Here is a 15,898-nt window from a genome sequence, read left to right as displayed (position 1 = left end):
CAGCTTTGTAACGCTGGTGACTTATCAGACGCCGTAAGGAATCCACACGTTTTTCACTTGCGACGCATGCGCCAGCACGGCACGGCCGCCGCTTTGCGCGGCGCTGTACCAGTCGCGGCCCTTCGCGCCGCCTACCCAGGTGCGCTTCAGGGTGCCGGCCGACAGGCGCTCGACTTCCGCGCAACCTTCGGCGGAACCGTCATGGCGCCAGACGGCGTCGATGTCGGCGTGTGTGGCCAGGGTACGCGCCAGTTCATCGGCGTTGCCGCTGATGATGTTGACGACGCCGCCCGGCAAGTCGGACGTATCGAACACCTGGTACAGGTCCAGCGCGGAGAGCGGATGCGCTTCCGACGGCACCACCACCACGCGGTTGCCCAGCGCGATGGCCGGCGCCACCAGCGAAATGAAGCCGAGCAAAGGCGCTTCATTCGGGCAAACGATGCCGATCACGCCGACCGCTTCGTTCAGCGCCACGGTGATGCCTTTTGTTGGCGGCTGGTGCGCCAGGCCGTCGTACTTGTCGGCCCAGGCAGCGTAGTAGAACAGGCGTTCGATCGATGCCTGTACTTCCTTCTCAGGATTTTTACTGCCCGTCATGGCGGCGATGCGGGCGGCAAATTCGTCGGCGCGCGCGGCCAGGTTTTCAGCGATGTAGTACAGCACTTGCGCGCGGTTGTGCGCCGTGGCGCCGGTCCAGCCGGACGCTTTATGGGCCGCTTCGACGGCGTTGCGGATATCCTTGCGGCTGCCCACGCCCACTTCGGCCAGCAGGGTGCCATTCGCGCCGAACACGGGGGTGCTGTAGGCGCTGTCAGGGCGCGCCTGCTTGCCGCCGATGTACATCTTGGCCGTGCGGTCGATGGCGAACGGATCGGCTGCCGCCGGCTTCACATTGCCCTTGGCTTTCGCTTCCACCACCGGCAAGGCCGGACGCGCATCTTCGGCCAGGGCAGTCATGTATTCCAGCATGCCTTCGCGGCCGCCTTCGCGGCCGAAGCCCGATTCGCGGTAGCCGCCGAAGCCGCACGCGGCGTCGAACTGGTTGGCGCTGTTGATCCACACCACGCCAGCCTTGATGGCGGGAGCGATATCGAGCGCCAGGCTGATCGACTCGGTCCACACGCTGGCGGCCAGGCCGTACACCGTGTTGTTCGCCAGTTGCACCGCTTCAGGCGGCGTGCGGAAGCTCATGGCCACCAGCACGGGGCCAAAGATCTCAGCCTGCGCCACGGCGGCCGAGGTCGACGCGCCCGTGATCAGGGTGGGCGGGAACCACGAACCGTCGGCAGGCAATTCACACGCCGGCTGCCATACATCGCAGCCTTCGGCACGGGCCGAATCGACCAGCGCGGCGATGCGCTGGCGCTGCACGGGGTCGACCAGCGCGCCCACGTCCATCGATTTGTCCAGGGGCGAGCCGAGGCGCAGGTTTTCCATGCGCGCGCGCACCTTGTTCAGGAAGCGCTCCTGGATCGATTCCTGCACCAGCAGGCGCGAACCGGCGCAGCACACTTGCCCCTGGTTGAACCAGATCGAATCGACCAGGCCTTCCACGGCGCCGTCCAGGTCAGCGTCTTCAAAGACGATGAACGGCGACTTGCCGCCCAGCTCCAGCGACAGCTTCTTGCCGCTGCCGGCCGTCGCTTCACGAATGAGGCGGCCCACTTCGGTGGAACCCGTAAACGCGATCTTGTCGACGCCAGGATGGTTGACGATGGCCGAGCCCACGCGGCCATCGCCGGTGACGATATTGACCACGCCAGCCGGCACGCCCGCCTGCACGCACAGTTCGGCGAACAGCATGGCGGTCAGCGACGTGAATTCGGCCGGCTTGAAGACGACCGTGTTACCGGCCGCCAGGGCCGGGGCGATTTTCCACGACAGCATCAGCAGGGGGAAATTCCACGGCACGATCTGGCCCACCACGCCCACGGCGCGGTAGTCGGCGAATTCTTCCGACTGCAGCTGCGCCCAGCCGGCGTGATGATAGAAATGGCGCGCGGCCAGCGGCAGGTCGATATCGCGCGTTTCGCGGATGGTCTTGCCGTTGTCCAGGGTTTCCAGCACGGCGAACAGGCGCGAATGCTTTTGCAGCAGACGGGCCAGCGCGTACATGACTTTCGCGCGGCCGTGGCCACCCATGCCTTGCCATACGGGCAGCGCGCGGCGCGCCGCTTCCACGGCGCGTTCCACGTCTGCATCGCTCGCTTGCGTCAGTTCCGCCAGTTGCGTGCCGTCGGCAGGATTGGTCGAGGCGAACAGTTCCGCAGGCTCGCTCCAGGCATTGTCGATGAACAAACCGAATGTGCGCTGGTGGCCATCAAGCCACGCCTGCGCTTCTTTTTGACTTTCGGGAGCAGGGCCGTAGTCCATAGTATTGAGAATCTCGTTAATTGTTGGCATGACGATTGTTCTTTAAGGTTGTGCGTGACGATGATTGGCCGAGTAGCTGCCGGTGACGTAGTGCTCAAGCTGGCGCTCGATGTCGGTCAGCAGGCTGGAAGCGCCGATGCGGAACAGGTGCGGCTGCAGCCATTCGTTGCCCAGTTCTTCCTTCATCAGGGTCAGGTATTGCAGCGCGCTCTTGGCCGAGCTGACGCCGCCGGCCGGCTTGAAGCCCACCTGGAAGCCCGTCTGCTCGTGGTATTCGCGGATCGTGCGCACCATCGTCAGGGCCACGGGAATGGTGGCGTTCACGCCCTCCTTGCCGGTGGAAGTCTTGATGAAATCGGCGCCTGCCATCATGCAGACCCACGACGCCTTGGCCACGTTTTCCATGGTCAGCAAGTCGCCCGTGGCGAGAATCGCCTTCACGTGCGCTTCGCCGCAAGCCTTGCGGTAAGCGAGCATTTCGTCGTACAGCACTTGCCAGTTGCCGTTCAGGACGTGCTGGCGCGTGATGACGATATCGATCTCCGAAGCGCCGGCGGCGACCGACAGTTCGATCTCGCGCAGCTTCGTTTCCATGCTCGTCAGGCCGGCCGGGAAACCCGTCGACACGGCAGCGATGGGCAAACGGCCCTGGATGACCTTCACGGCCGGCTGGATCATCTCGTGATACACGCACACGGCACCGGTGCTCAGTTCCGTCAAGCCCAGTGCGTCCATCAGGTCGGCGCGCAGCGGGCGCATGGCCTTCATGCACAGGCGTTCCACGCGGCCCGGCGTATCGTCACCGCCCAGAGTGGTCAGGTCGATCATCTGGATGGCTTTCACCAGCCAGGCGGCCTGGTATTCCTTTTTCACGGTGCGGCGGTTCGCCAGGCTGGCCGCGCGGCGGTCTGTTGCGGCGCGGTTGACGCGGATCTGGTTGATCCAGCCCAGGTCGAGGCCGACGGCCTCGTTACGCTTGAATTCGGGGTGCATGAGTGTCATAACAAGCTGGTTCCATTAGCAAGTGGTGGTACGCCAAGGTGCTTGGCGAGGGTTTGGCCAATATCGGAGAAGGTCTCGGAAATACCCAGCGTGCGCGGGGCGACGCCGGGGCCGAAGAAGATCATCGGTATATGTTCGCGGGTGTGGTCGGAGCCGTGCCAGGTCGGGTCGCAGCCATGGTCGGCGGTGATCACGACCAGGTCGCCTTCCTTGAGCTTGGCCATGAATTCCGGCAGGCGCGCATCCATTTCGCGCAGCGCGTCGGCATAGCCCTCGACGTTGCGGCGGTGGCCGAAAGCCTGGTCGAAATCGACGAAGTTTACAAAGGTGAGCGACTTGTCCTGCACTTCATCGGCCGTTTTCAACAGCGCTTCGAACAGCGCCATGTTGTCGACGCCCTTGACGACTCTGGAGATGCCCTGGGTAGCGAAAATGTCGCTGATCTTGCCCAGGCCGACGACTTCGCCGCCCGCGTTCTTCACGTGATCGAGCAGGGTCGGCGCGGGCGGCGCGACGGCGTAGTCGTGGCGGTTCGACGTACGCGTGTAGTTGCCATTGCTGCCAGTGAACGGGCGGGCGATGACGCGGCCGATGTTGTACGGCTCGACCAGCTTGAAGGCCATTTCGCACACCTGGTACAGGCGCTCGAGGCCGAACGATTCTTCATGCGCGGCGATCTGCATCACCGAGTCGCCCGACGTATAGATAATCAGCTTGCCGGTGGCGACGTGCTCGTCGCCATGCTTGTTGATGATGTCCGTGCCCGAGGCATGGCAGTCGCCGAGGAAGCCCGGCACGCCCGACATGGCTTTCAGTTTGTCGGTCAGGTCGGCCGGGAACGATGGCGTGGTGCGTGGAAAGTAGCCCCAGTCGAATTCGACGGGCACGCCGGCGATTTCCCAGTGGCCGCTCTGCGTGTCCTTGCCGGTGGAGCGCTCGCGCGCCGCGCCGTAGGCGCCGGTGAAACCGTCGCGCTGGTCGAAGCCCGTGGCCCATTCGCCGCTGGCCAGGTGCGCCGCGGCGCCCAGGCCCAGGCGTTCCATGTTCGGGAGTTTCAAGGTCTTGCCGCTTTTGGCGACAGTGCTGGCAATGTGGCCAAAGGTATTGGCACCTGCGTCGCCATACTTGGCGGCGTCTGGCGTCGCGCCAAGGCCGAAGGAATCAAGCAGGAGGATAAATGCGCGTGACATGATAAGGCTCGCTTTATGGATTGATGCGGGGTGATGCGGACAGTGTAGGCCGGTTTTTCCCGGCCTGCCGCGCGGCAGCGCCGGTGGCCGGCGCGCCGCTACTGCGTAAAAAAGTGCTTAGGCTTGCGGTTTTTCAGCTACTTTGGAGAGGAAAGCCAGGATCAGCTTGACCAGGTCTTTCGCGCCGATGGCCGCGTATTTCAGGGTTTGCTCGTGCGACAGGGCGAATGGCGACATGCCTTCGGCCAGGTTGGTGATGACGGACACGCCCACCACTTTCAGGTCGCAATGGCGGGCCGAGACCACTTCCGGCACCACCGACATGCCGACCGTGTCGGCGCCCAGGCGGGCCATCATGCGGATTTCGGCGGCCGTCTCGAAGTTCGGGCCAGGGTAGGCGACGAACACGCCTTCGTGCAAGGTGATGCCGTTCGAGGCAGCCGTGTCCGCGACCAGCTTGCGCAGGTCCGCATCGTAGGCGTTGGCCATGCTGAAGAAGCGCGGACCGAAGCGGTCGTCGTTCGGGCCGACCATCGGCGTGCCTGGCAACAGGTTGATGTGGTCGCTGATGGCCACCAGGCTGCCGGCGTCCACTTCAGGGCGCAGGGAACCGGCGGCGTTGGTGACGAACAGCATTTCGCAGCCCAGCAGTTTCAGGGTGCGGATGGCGCTCGTCATCACGCCCATGCCATAGCCTTCGTAGAAGTGGCCACGGCCCTTCATGCAGACGACGGCGACGCCCGACAGGGTGCCGATCACCAGTTCGCCGGCATGGCCGTGCACGGTGCTGATCGGGAAGCCTGGCAATTCGTCAAAGCTGATGCTGACGGCGTCCGTCATCTGCTCGGCCAACACGCCCAGGCCGGAGCCGAGGATCATCGCCACGCGCGGCTTGAAATTTTCAGGAGCGCGGGCACGGATGATTTCGGCGGCGTGGAAAGGGGTGTTGTTCGACATGGTTATCCTCTGATTGACTAATGATGATGGGTTGCTGCCTGCACGGCCGGGCCCGGTGAAGGACTGCGGCCCAGGTATCGGGTAAGTATGGTGTTACAGGTATATCGAAATGCGTATTGCCTCTATTTGCCGCCACTATGCATCAAACGGAATATGTATGGCAAATACCATTTTTCTTGCCCATTTATACAATTCAAATATAAATGGCCGATATTATAGTCGAGACAAGCCCAGGTTCGCCATGCCCGGGAAATGCTTGCATACAAGCTCCATACGACCACTTTTGGCGCATGCCCGACACGAACTTCACACACGCTTGACACCGACAAGACAAATGTTTACAGTTTCAGACAAATGTTTAACCCTTCGACTAAAACCCAGTGACCGATACCAATAAAAAAGACCAGCTGTATACGCTGATCCGCAACAACCCCTTCATCTCGCAGCAAGACCTGGCGAGCGAACTGGGCTTGTCGCGCTCGGCCGTCGCCGGCCACATCGCCGGATTGATCCGCGAGCGGCGCCTGCTGGGACGCGCCTACGTGCTGCCCGACAGCCGCCCCGTGCTGTGCATAGGCGCCGCCAATCTCGACCGCAAGATGCGCACCCTGGCGACCTTGCAGATGGGCACCTCAAATCCCGTGCGCTCGGAAGAAGTATTTGGCGGCGTGGGCCGCAACATCGCGGAAAACCTGGCCCGATTGTCGATCCCCGTGGCCCTGCTGACGGCGCTGGGCGACGATGCGGCCGGCCACGCCCTGCAGACGCATGCGGAAGACGCCGGCATCGACATGCGCGGCAGCTTACATTTGAGCAACACCAGCAGCGGCACCTACACGGCCGTGCTCGACGAACATGGCGAAATGCTGTTAGCGATGGCCAACATGCAACTCTATGAACAGCTGACACCGGCCTTTTTGCATAGCCGCCAGCCGCAGCGCGCCGCCGCCGCCCTCACCGTCTGCGACCTGAACCTGGGCCACGACAGCGTGCAGGCACTGCTGGCCGACGCGCGCCAGGATGCGGCCCACGCGACGCCGCTCGTCATCGTCGCCGTCTCGCAGCCGAAGATGGCGCACCTGCCGCAAGACCTGACGGGCTTGTACCTGCTGATCCTGAACCGGGGCGAACTGGAAACGCGCGTGGCGCGGACCCTGCCCACGGCAGCGGACCTGCGCGCCGCCTGCCGCGAAGTACAGCGCCAGGGCGCGCGCCAGGTGATCGTCACCTGCGGCGGCGAAGGCGTGTACTTCACGGATGGCGACAGCCCGGACGCGCCTATCGTCCACCTGGCCGCGCGCGAAGTGGACGCCGTCGACGTGACGGGCGCCGGCGACGCGTTTTCCGCCGCCGTCTGCTGGTCGCTCTACCACGACAGCAGCGATTTGAAACTGGCTTGCCGGCGCGGCCTGAAGCTGGCCGCCATGACCCTGGAATCGGCTGCCACCGTCTCCCCCCAGATTTCCGCCGGCGCGCTCGACAGCATTGACGACGCCGACCTGGCGCCGCCTCCCCCTACCCTCTTTCAACAGGATTAAACATGACCCAATTACAGAATTTCCTCTTGTTCTCGCAAGAAGTGCTCGACGCGCGCGCCGCCGGCAAGGCCATCGTGGCGCTGGAATCGACCATTATTTCGCACGGCATGCCGTATCCGCAAAACGTGGAAATGGCGCGCGAAGTGGAGCAGATCATCCGCGACGGCGGCGCCGTGCCGGCCACCATCGCCATCATCGACGGCAAGATCTGCGTGGGCCTGTCGCCCGAACAGCTGGAATTGCTGGGCACCTCGCCCGACGCCATGAAGGTCAGCCGCCGCGACCTGCCGTTCGTCCTGTCGCAGCGCAAACTGGGCGCCACCACCGTGGCTGCCACCATGATCTGTGCGGAACTGGCCGGTATTTCCGTGTTCGTCACGGGCGGTATCGGCGGCGTGCACCGCGGCGCGGAAACGAGCTTCGACATTTCCGCCGACCTGCAGGAACTGGCGCAAACCTCGGTGGCCGTCGTCTGCGCGGGCGTGAAATCCATCCTCGACATCGGCCTGACCCTGGAATACCTGGAAACCCACGGCGTGCCCGTCATCAGCGTGGGCCAGGAAGGTTTTCCGGCATTCTTCACGCGCGAAAGCGGCTTCAAGGCCGATTTCCGCCTCGACACGGCCGCCGAACAAGCCGCCTTCATCGGCACCAAGTGGCAGCTGGGCTTGACAGGCGGCGTGGTCGTCAGCAACCCCGTGCCAGCCGCGCAAGCCATGCCCAAGGAAGAAATCGATGCCATCACCACGCAAGCGCTGCAGGAAGCGGACGCGGGCGGAGTGAAGGGCAAGCAAGTCACGCCATTCCTGTTGTCGCGCATCAAGCAACTGACGGATGGCCGCAGCCTGGCGACGAATATCGCGCTGGTCAAGCACAATGCCCAGGTCGGCACCGCGCTGGCCATTGCCATGCAGGCAGTCGTGGCACGATAATAGGACTGCTGTAAAGAAAGCGCGCGCGCCTTTACGGGTCCGCGCGCCGTTCCATCGCCTAGCAACACGCAACGCCAAGGAAAGCATGTCCATCGATCTGAAACAGTTAAAGTATTTTCTTGCCGTTGCCGAGGAGAAAAGCTTCAGCCGCGCCGCCGAGCGCCTGCATATCTCGCAGCCGCCCCTGAGCCAGCAGATCATGAAACTGGAAAGCGAACTGGGCGTGCGCCTTTTTGCCCGCACCACGCGCACGTTCGAGCTGACCGTGGCGGGCAAGGCGCTGATGAACGAGGCGGCCGACCTGCTGGCCAAGATGCGCATGACCATCGACACCATCCGCCAGATCGACCGCGGCGAAGTGGGCCGCTTGCGCGTGGGCATCGTTGGCTCGGCCATGTGGGGGCCCATCCCCAGCCTGCTGGAAGAATTCCAGACCAAATTCCCCCGCGTCACCTGGACCATCCATGAATTCGGTCCCACGGTGCAATACGAAGCCTTGCGCGCCAAGCAGATCGACGTGGGCTTCTGGCGCGAACCCAAGCTCAACGACGACGACTTGCGTCACGATAATCTGCGCCAGGAACTGTGCTTCCGCGAAAATGTCTGCGTGGCCGTCAATGAACACCATCCGCTGGCGAAAAACACGGCCATCGAGCTGATCGACATCGCCCACGAGCCGATGCTCACCCTGAACCTCGATAAATCCGCGTTTCCCCGCTACCTGGTGCAATGCTGCATCAATGCCGGTTTCGAACCCGTAATCTTCCAGGAAGCGAGCGAGCCGCAAACCCTGCTGGCCATGGTCGGCGCGGGCCTGGGCGTGACCCTGGTGCCGGAAACGACAAGCCGCATCGGCTGGCCCGGCGTCGTGTTTCTGCCGATCAAGACGAATCCCCCGTCGGCCAACCTGTACATCAGCTACACCACGCTGGACGACGCTCCCGTCGTGCGGGCCTTCCTGAATATCCTCAATCCCCCGGCCGTCTAAGCTGCGGCACTAGCTATTTATATGCACTGCATATAAATACATAAACAAAAACGTATTTGTCATACATATCTGGCATGATGCATAGTGATTCGGACGCCCATCGCGGCGCCGGTCCCGTGCTTGCCCTGCCCGTCAACTGACGGCGCATCCCAGCCCGCTCCGGCAGCCCCATTCGATGTTGTACCTATAGACGGGGCGCGACTGTTGCATGAGCATCACACTGACGACATAAAAGCACACGAGGCCAGCAATGATCTTGTGCAATACAGTGCAATGTTGATAAGGAATTATCACCTCGTGCATCAAAAACAGGCTAAATCGGCCCCAAATTATATGTTTCACCTATAAAAAATATACAATATCGATCTTCCAGGAGCCAATTCATGAAACTTACACAATTTAGTTTGACGATCGCAGCCGTATTTCTGACTGCTCAAGCGTCCGCGGCTACCCCAAAACTGGGTGTCGTGTATGACGCGGGCGGCAAGTTCGACAAGTCGTTCAACCAATCCGCTTTCGAAGGCGCATCGCGCTTCAAAAAAGACACGGGCATTTCCTTCATCGAAGTGCAGGCATCGAGCGATACGCAGGCTGAACAAGTCATGCGTGGCCTGGCCCGCAAGAAACTCGACATGATCGCCGCCATCGGCTTTGCGCAAACGCAAGCCGTGCAAAAGGTCGCCAAGGAATTCCCGAACGTAAAATTCGTGCTGATCGACGGCCAGGCCGCCGGCAGCAACGTCAATTCCGTCGTCTTCAAGGAAGAAGAAGGTTCCTACCTGGTGGGCGTGGCAGCGGCCATGGCCAGCAAGAGCAAGAAAGTCGGCTTCATCGGCGGCATCGATATTCCACTGATCCGCAACTTTGCCTGCGGCTACGCGCAGGGCGCGAAGGCCGTCAATCCGAAGATGGAAATCACGCAAAACATGGTCGGCACCACGTCCGGCGCCTGGAATGACCCGGCCAAGGGTGGCGAACTGGCCCGCTCGCAATTCGAGCGCGGCGTCGATGTCGTCTTCGCCGTCGCTGGCGGCAGCGGCATGGGTACCCTGCAAATGGCCAAGGAAAAAGGCAAGCTGGCCATCGGCGTCGATTCGAACCAGAATCATCTGTATCCAGGCAGCATCCTGACCTCGATGGTCAAGCGCGTCGACAACACGGTCTACGACAGCTTCATGCAAGTCAAGGACGGCACCTGGAAGGGCGGCGTCAGCTATAAAGGCTTGAAAGAAGGCGGCGTGGATTGGGCGCTCGACGCGAACAACCGCAAGCTGATCACGCCGGAAATCGAAAAGCGCGTGTTGGGTGCGCGTAAGGACATTATCGATGGCAAGATCAAAGTGATCGATTACCGCGTCGGCAGCAGCTGCCCGGTTTAATTTTTCTCCGTATCTTTTAGCGCGCCGCCGGGGCCAGTCTCCGCGCGGCGCGTTTCCATGAAACTATCCAGTTATGAACCTATGCAGCCAGCAGTAGAATTTCGCAGCATTTCCAAGCAGTTTGGACATGTGAAGGCGAACGCCGACGTCAGCTTCTCCATCGCCAAGGGCAGTATCCATGGCCTGGTGGGGGAAAATGGTGCAGGCAAATCGACCTTGATGAGCATCCTGTACGGGTATTACCGTGCCGACGGCGGAGAAATCCTGCTCGACGGAAAAGTACAGCCTATCCGCAACAGCCAGGAAGCGATCAACCTCGGCATTGGCATGGTGCACCAGCATTTCATGCTCGTCGAGAACTTCACCGTCCTCGACAATATCATGCTGGGCACGGAAGGCGGCTTTCGCCTGGCCAGCCACCGCACGGAAGCGGAAGCCAAGCTGCGCGAGATTTGCGCGCGCTACCGCCTCGACGTCGACCCGCTGGCGAAGATCGAAGACCTGTCAGTCGGCGCGCAGCAGCGCGTGGAAATCCTCAAGCAGATTTACCGCAGCGCCAATATCCTGATCCTCGACGAGCCGACGGCCGTGCTGACGGCCCAGGAAACGGCCTCGCTGTTTGAAATCCTGCGCCTGTTCAAGGAGCAGGGCAAGACCATCATCCTGATCACGCACAAGCTGCAAGAGATCCTGGAAATCACCGACAACGTCACCGTCATGCGCGGCGGCACGGTGGTGGGCGCCGTTGCCACGGCAACTACCTCGAAAGAGGAACTGGCCAACATGATGGTCGGCCGCCCCATCCAGAGCCACTTGCCGCGTGCCCCGTACAATCCGGGCGCCACGGTGCTGGAAGTGGACGGTCTGCAACTGGCCGACGAGCAACAGGTCAAACTGCTGGCCGACATTGGTTTCAACTTGCGCGCCGGCGAAATCGTCGCCATCGCGGGGGTCTCGGGCAATGGCCAGAGCGAGCTGCTGGAAATTCTGTCGGGCATGCGCTTGCCCACCTCGGGCAAGCTGCGTTTTCTCGACAAGGACTTGCCGTTTGCCAAGCGCCACGATGCCGACGGCTTGCCGCTGGCCTTCCGCGAGCTGGGCATCGCCCACATTCCGGAAGACCGCTTGCGCGATGGCGTGGTGAAGAATTTCTCCGTCATGCAAAACACCATCCTCGGCTACCAGGATCACCTGAAAAACCGCTGGGGCCTGTTCAACTTCAAGGCCATCGGCGCCCGCTGCGCGGAACTGCTGAAGACTTTCGACGTGCGCCCGGCCAATCCGGACCTGCGCATCGGCCTGCTGTCGGGCGGTAACCAGCAAAAGGTGGTGATCGCGCGCGAAGTGCTGGCCAAGCCGAAACTGATGCTCGTGGGCCAGCCCACGCGCGGCGTCGACATCGGCACCATCGAAAGCATCCATACGCAATTGCTGGCCCTGCGCGACGCGGGCGTGGCGATCCTGCTGGTGTCCGTTGAACTGGAGGAGGTGCGGGCGCTGGCGGACCGCATTCTCGTCATGTGCGGCGGACGCATCACCGGCGAACTGAAAATTGAAGAATTCGATACCACCCGCATCGGTCTGTTGATGGGGGGAATGCATAAATCATGAATAACGACTTGCCACGCTGGGCGACAGCCTTTGTCATGCCCATGTTAAACCTGCTGTCGGCCTTGCTGGTCGCAGCCCTGGTGATTTATATGCTGGGCGAAGATCCCGCCGAATCGCTGGGTATCCTCGTCAACAGCGCCGTCCTCAATCCGGAAGGCTTGAGCTACACCCTGTTCTACGCCAGCACCTTCATCTTCACGGGCCTGTCGGTGTCCGTGGCGATGCAGGCCGGGCTGTTCAATATCGGTTCCGAAGGCCAGATGTATATCGGCGGCCTGGGCTTGACGGTGGCCATGCTGGCCTTCGACCAGACCCTGCCCGCATGGCTCCTGATTCCAGCCGCCATGATCGGCGCGGCCCTGTTTGGCGCGCTGTGGGGCTTCCTGCCCGGCTACCTGCAAGCGAAGCGCGGCAGCCACATCGTCGTCACCACCATCATGTTCAACTTCATCGCTGCCAGCCTGATGAACTTCGTGATCGTGAAATACCTGATCCCGCCTGGCGAACAGAATACGGCCAGCCGCGTGTTTGCGGAAAGCGGCGAAATGCCGCGCCTCTCCACCTGGTTCCCGTCGCTGGGCGACACGCCGCTGAACATCAGTTTTATTCTGGCGATCGCCGCGCTGGTGATCTATGGCGTGATGGTGTGGCGCTCGTCATGGGGCTTCAAACTGCGCGCCACGGGCTTGAACAAGCATGCGGCCCACTATGCTGGCGTGTCGATCAGCAAGATGATCATCATCGTCATGCTGATCTCCGGCGCGCTGGCGGGCCTCGGTTCCGTCAATTCCATCATGGGTTCGACGCATTATCTGTCGCTCAATTTCGTCGGCGGCGCCGGCTTCATCGGCATCGCCATCGCCCTGATGGGCCGCCAGCATCCGGTCGGCATCTTTTTGTCGGCCGTGCTGTTCGGTGCGCTGATCCAGGGTGGCTTCGACCTGTCGCTGGAAAAACCGAATATCCCGACGGAAACTTTCATTTTCATCCAGGGCTTGATCATCCTGTTCTGCGGCGCCATGGAAAACTTCTACGCACCGGCCATTTCCGCCCTGCTCAAGCGCACCAAAGGCTAACACCATGACACTCGACGACTTTCAATTCGCCAGCATCCTGGTATCGACCGTGCGCAATGCGCCCGTCCTGATCTTTGCCGCCATGGCCGGCCTGTTTGCCGAACGCAGCGGCATGATCGACATCGGCCTGGAAGGCAAGATCCTGGCCAGCGCATTCGCTTCCGCCGCCGTGGCCTACACGACGCAAAACCCGTATTACGGCATGGCTGCCGGCATGCTCGTGTGCGTCGCCCTGGCCTTGCTGCAGGCTTACGTCAGCATTACGCAAAAGGGCAACCAGCTGGTGGCCGGCATGGCGATCAATATCGCCATGAGCGGGCTGACGTTTGTGCTGGCGCAGTTCTTCTTCCAGCAAGGCGGCCGCACGCCCGACCTCGGTTCGGCGCGGCTGTTCGACGTGGTCTTGCCGGGCACGCAGTACGTGGAGCACATTCCCTTCATCGGCTGGGTATATGCCCATCTGATCGGCGGCCATTCCATCCTCGTCTATGTGGCGTTCCTGCTGATCCCGCTCGTGCACTGGCTGCTGTACCACACGCGCTTCGGCCTGCGCCTGCGCGCCTGCGGCGAAAACCCGCACGCGGCCGATTCGGCCGGCGTGAGCGTGGAAGCGACGCGCTACCTTGCCATGCTGGTGGCCGGCATCCTGTGCTCGTTCTCGGGCGCCTACCTGGCCATCGTGCAAAGCGGCTTCTTCCTGCGCGACATGTCGGCCGGCGCCGGCTACCTGGCCTTGACGGCCATGGTGTTCGGCAACTGGCGCCCCGTCTACACCTTCCTCGGCTGCCTGATGTTCGGCTTCTTTGCCGCCATCCAGATTCAAATCGAAGGCGTGGACTTGCCGGTCGTGGGCCGTATCCCCGGCTCGCTGATCCAGATGGTGCCGTACGTCGTCACCGTGATCGTGCTGGCGGGCTTGATGGCGAAATCCATCGCACCGAAAGCGATCGGCATTCCCTTCGTCAAGTCTCGTTAAGTCTGGCTGTGACTTGATGCAAAAAAGCGAAGCCCGCGGGCTTCGCTTTTTTTACGCCTGCGAAATCTCGTCCAGCGAGAAATACACGGGCAAACCAAGATCTTGCGCCACCGCCACCATCTGGTCGGCACCCTGCGACGCGCCACCGATCCGCAGCACGGCATTGCAATGGCTCAATAAACGCGTCGCATGCGCGTGGAACAGTTGCTCGTACACGGCATCGCCCACCCGGGTGGAACCGGCCAGCGCCAGCATGGGCAGAGCCAGCCATTCACCGAGCACGGGCATGTGCCCCATGGCATACAGCGGCAGGCAAGCGGCTTGCATGGCGTCCACATTGCGCTGCATCAAGAGCGGATCGTCGCCCGTGCCTGAACGGTAGGGGCCGGCAACCAGTATCTGCATGCCACGTTTGACCGGCATCAGTTGCAATTGCGCATGCTGCAGCAGTATGATGGTCTTGCCATCGCAGATGCGCCCATCGGCCACCATCTGCAGCGCCTGCGCCAGGGGCAGTTCCAGCACTTCGATATCCTCGCCCTCGTGCGCCAGACCGCCGCCGTCGCCGATGCGGCTGGCGGGGTCGTATTCGGCGACAAAGAAGTGCAAGCGCTCCGTCACGGAACCGGGACTCATGAAGGCCTGGAATATCTTTTGCACCTGCCCCACCCGGTAACCGGTTTCCTCTTCCACCTCGGCGCGGATGCGCTCTTCAGCACTGACCTCTTCCAGCAAGCCGGCCGCCGATTCGATCAGGAAACCATCATGGCCTTCGCGGTAGGTGGGAAAACGGAACTGGCGGATCAAAATCACCGTGCGTTTTACCTTGTTGTAAAGCAGGATGGTGGCGCCATCGCCGCGGTCATAGGTTTCCCGAGTCTGCGTCTGCCATTCGCCATCGTGGCGCAGATAGTCGAACGTGGTCTTTTGCAATAGATACCAGTCATGTGACAGGGTCTGCACCTGCTGGATGCGTACCCTCTCCTGCCCCAAATTGTCTTCGCGCATATCATCTCCTTGTGCTTGTATTTTTCGACTTTATCATGCAAACTCGTGCAATATCAAGAATTAACAAGAAAAACCATGCTGACACATCAACGCAAGCAATATCTGCTGGATTTGCTCCAGCGCGAAGGACAGATCGTCGCCAAGGCCGTCAGCGATAGCCTGGGCTTGTCGGAAGACACGATACGGCGCGACCTGCGCGAGCTGGCAAAAGAAGGACTATTGGAGCGCGTGCATGGCGGCGCCCTGCCCTTGCTGCCGCGCTCGCCCGCGCTGGCGCCGTTTGCGGGACGCGAACAGATCTCCCCCGAAGCCAAGCCCGCCATCGGCCGCGCGGCGGGCGCCATGATACAAACGGGACAAGTGGTATTCCTCGATGGCGGCACGACCGTCGTGCAGCTGGCGCGCCAGCTGCCGCGCGACTTGCGCGCCACCATCGTCACGCACAGCCCGTCGATTGCCGTCGAACTGGTGAATCACCCATCGATCGAAGTGCTGATGCTGGGCGGGCGCCTGTACAAACACTCGATCGTGGGCGTCGGCGCGGCGACCGTGGAAGCCATCGGCCGCATCCGCGCCGACCTGTATTTCATGGGCGTGTCCAGCCTGCATCCGCAAGCGGGCATCACCACCGGCGATTATGAGGAAGCATGCGTGAAGCGCGCACTGAGCGCGGCGTCAAGCCGCACTGTCGTGCTGGCTTCGCCGGAAAAGTTCAATACGGCCTCGCCGTTCCAGATCGCCCCCTTGAGCCAGGTCAACGACATCATCGTGCACCGCGACGTGGATGATGCGCTGGTCGCGCCCTACCGCGAGATGGGAATCGCCGTCATCCTGGCATGAAAAAAGCGGCCCGCAGGCCGCTTTC

12 protein-coding genes and 1 pseudogene are annotated in these 15,898 nt (G+C 61.9%); 8 read left to right on the top strand and 5 right to left on the bottom strand.

Annotated elements, in window-relative coordinates; all coding sequences use genetic code 11:
* Nucleotides 1-24: 24 nt before the first annotated feature.
* The 4 genes from IGS58_RS17725 to xapA all read right to left on the bottom strand — a co-directional run bounded on the left by IGS58_RS17725 (nucleotide 25) and on the right by xapA (nucleotide 5,525).
* Nucleotides 25-2,406: an aldehyde dehydrogenase family protein gene (locus IGS58_RS17725; RefSeq protein WP_370452791.1), complete on the bottom strand. Its 2,382-nt coding sequence runs from the start codon at nucleotides 2,404-2,406 to the stop codon at nucleotides 25-27.
* 12 nt (nucleotides 2,407-2,418) lie between these two features.
* The gene (deoC, locus tag IGS58_RS17720; RefSeq protein WP_046685481.1) at nucleotides 2,419-3,378 is read right to left on the bottom strand and encodes a deoxyribose-phosphate aldolase; all 960 of its coding nucleotides are present in this window, start codon (nucleotides 3,376-3,378) and stop codon (nucleotides 2,419-2,421) included.
* Nucleotides 3,375-4,568 (bottom strand): phosphopentomutase, encoded by a 1,194-nt coding sequence (locus IGS58_RS17715; protein WP_230522260.1) that lies wholly within the window; start codon nucleotides 4,566-4,568, stop codon nucleotides 3,375-3,377. The genes deoC and IGS58_RS17715 overlap by 4 nt, the downstream gene beginning before the upstream one ends.
* 117 nt (nucleotides 4,569-4,685) lie before the next feature.
* On the bottom strand, nucleotides 4,686-5,525 hold the full coding sequence (gene xapA, locus IGS58_RS17710; RefSeq protein WP_230522259.1) for a xanthosine phosphorylase: 840 nt from the start codon (nucleotides 5,523-5,525) through the stop codon (nucleotides 4,686-4,688).
* A 380-nt stretch (nucleotides 5,526-5,905) separates the two neighbouring features.
* On the opposite strand from xapA, the gene IGS58_RS17705 reads away from it, so the two are divergent.
* From IGS58_RS17705 to IGS58_RS17675, 7 genes are all read left to right on the top strand, one after another.
* Entirely contained in the window at nucleotides 5,906-7,063 is a 1,158-nt protein-coding gene (locus IGS58_RS17705; RefSeq protein ID WP_070260158.1) for a carbohydrate kinase, read from the top strand.
* Nucleotides 7,064-7,065: 2 nt separating this feature from the next.
* Nucleotides 7,066-7,995 (top strand): pseudouridine-5'-phosphate glycosidase, encoded by a 930-nt coding sequence (locus IGS58_RS17700; RefSeq protein ID WP_034785582.1) that lies wholly within the window; start codon nucleotides 7,066-7,068, stop codon nucleotides 7,993-7,995.
* Nucleotides 7,996-8,080: 85 nt separating this feature from the next.
* On the top strand, nucleotides 8,081-8,983 hold the full coding sequence (locus tag IGS58_RS17695) for a LysR family transcriptional regulator (protein ID WP_034785584.1): 903 nt from the start codon (nucleotides 8,081-8,083) through the stop codon (nucleotides 8,981-8,983).
* A gap of 383 nt (nucleotides 8,984-9,366) precedes the next feature.
* Nucleotides 9,367-10,362: a BMP family lipoprotein gene (locus IGS58_RS17690; protein ID WP_034785587.1), complete on the top strand. Its 996-nt coding sequence runs from the start codon at nucleotides 9,367-9,369 to the stop codon at nucleotides 10,360-10,362.
* 81 nt (nucleotides 10,363-10,443) lie between these two features.
* Complete coding sequence (locus tag IGS58_RS17685; protein ID WP_070260161.1) at nucleotides 10,444-11,973, top strand: ABC transporter ATP-binding protein; 1,530 nt, start codon at nucleotides 10,444-10,446, stop codon at nucleotides 11,971-11,973.
* On the top strand, nucleotides 11,970-13,049 hold the full coding sequence (locus IGS58_RS17680) for an ABC transporter permease (protein WP_034785591.1): 1,080 nt from the start codon (nucleotides 11,970-11,972) through the stop codon (nucleotides 13,047-13,049). The genes IGS58_RS17685 and IGS58_RS17680 overlap by 4 nt, the downstream gene beginning before the upstream one ends.
* Nucleotides 13,050-13,053: 4 nt before the next feature.
* Entirely contained in the window at nucleotides 13,054-14,025 is a 972-nt protein-coding gene (locus IGS58_RS17675) for an ABC transporter permease (RefSeq protein ID WP_034754516.1), read from the top strand.
* A gap of 423 nt (nucleotides 14,026-14,448) precedes the next feature.
* Here IGS58_RS17675 and IGS58_RS29240 read toward each other — a convergent pair.
* A pseudogene (locus IGS58_RS29240) lies at nucleotides 14,449-15,033 on the bottom strand (NUDIX domain-containing protein); the annotation flags it as partial.
* Between the two features lie 75 nt (nucleotides 15,034-15,108).
* Here IGS58_RS29240 and IGS58_RS17665 point away from each other — a divergent pair.
* Nucleotides 15,109-15,873: a DeoR/GlpR family DNA-binding transcription regulator gene (locus IGS58_RS17665; protein WP_070260166.1), complete on the top strand. Its 765-nt coding sequence runs from the start codon at nucleotides 15,109-15,111 to the stop codon at nucleotides 15,871-15,873.
* Nucleotides 15,874-15,898 lie beyond the last annotated feature (25 nt).

The organism is Janthinobacterium sp. EB271-G4-7A, assembly GCF_020858075.1.
GTDB lineage: Bacteria > Pseudomonadota > Gammaproteobacteria > Burkholderiales > Burkholderiaceae_D > Janthinobacterium > Janthinobacterium lividum.
The sequence above is the reverse complement of the archived record's forward strand: the minus strand, read 5'-3'. Positions and strand labels throughout refer to the sequence as shown.

What these genes read in the sequence shown, in the direction of transcription:
- IGS58_RS17725 (WP_370452791.1), bottom strand. Translation starts at nt 2,406, where the DNA reads ATGCCAACAATTAACGAGATTCTCAATACTATGGACTACGGCCCTGCT.
- deoC (WP_046685481.1), bottom strand. Translation starts at nt 3,378, where the DNA reads ATGACACTCATGCACCCCGAATTCAAGCGTAACGAGGCCGTCGGCCTC.
- IGS58_RS17715 (WP_230522260.1), bottom strand. Translation starts at nt 4,568, where the DNA reads ATGTCACGCGCATTTATCCTCCTGCTTGATTCCTTCGGCCTTGGCGCG.
- xapA (WP_230522259.1), bottom strand. Translation starts at nt 5,525, where the DNA reads ATGTCGAACAACACCCCTTTCCACGCCGCCGAAATCATCCGTGCCCGC.
- IGS58_RS17700 (WP_034785582.1), top strand. Translation starts at nt 7,066, where the DNA reads ATGACCCAATTACAGAATTTCCTCTTGTTCTCGCAAGAAGTGCTCGAC.
- IGS58_RS17695 (WP_034785584.1), top strand. Translation starts at nt 8,081, where the DNA reads ATGTCCATCGATCTGAAACAGTTAAAGTATTTTCTTGCCGTTGCCGAG.
- IGS58_RS17690 (WP_034785587.1), top strand. Translation starts at nt 9,367, where the DNA reads ATGAAACTTACACAATTTAGTTTGACGATCGCAGCCGTATTTCTGACT.
- IGS58_RS17685 (WP_070260161.1), top strand. Translation starts at nt 10,444, where the DNA reads ATGCAGCCAGCAGTAGAATTTCGCAGCATTTCCAAGCAGTTTGGACAT.
- IGS58_RS17680 (WP_034785591.1), top strand. Translation starts at nt 11,970, where the DNA reads ATGAATAACGACTTGCCACGCTGGGCGACAGCCTTTGTCATGCCCATG.
- IGS58_RS17675 (WP_034754516.1), top strand. Translation starts at nt 13,054, where the DNA reads ATGACACTCGACGACTTTCAATTCGCCAGCATCCTGGTATCGACCGTG.
- IGS58_RS17665 (WP_070260166.1), top strand. Translation starts at nt 15,109, where the DNA reads ATGCTGACACATCAACGCAAGCAATATCTGCTGGATTTGCTCCAGCGC.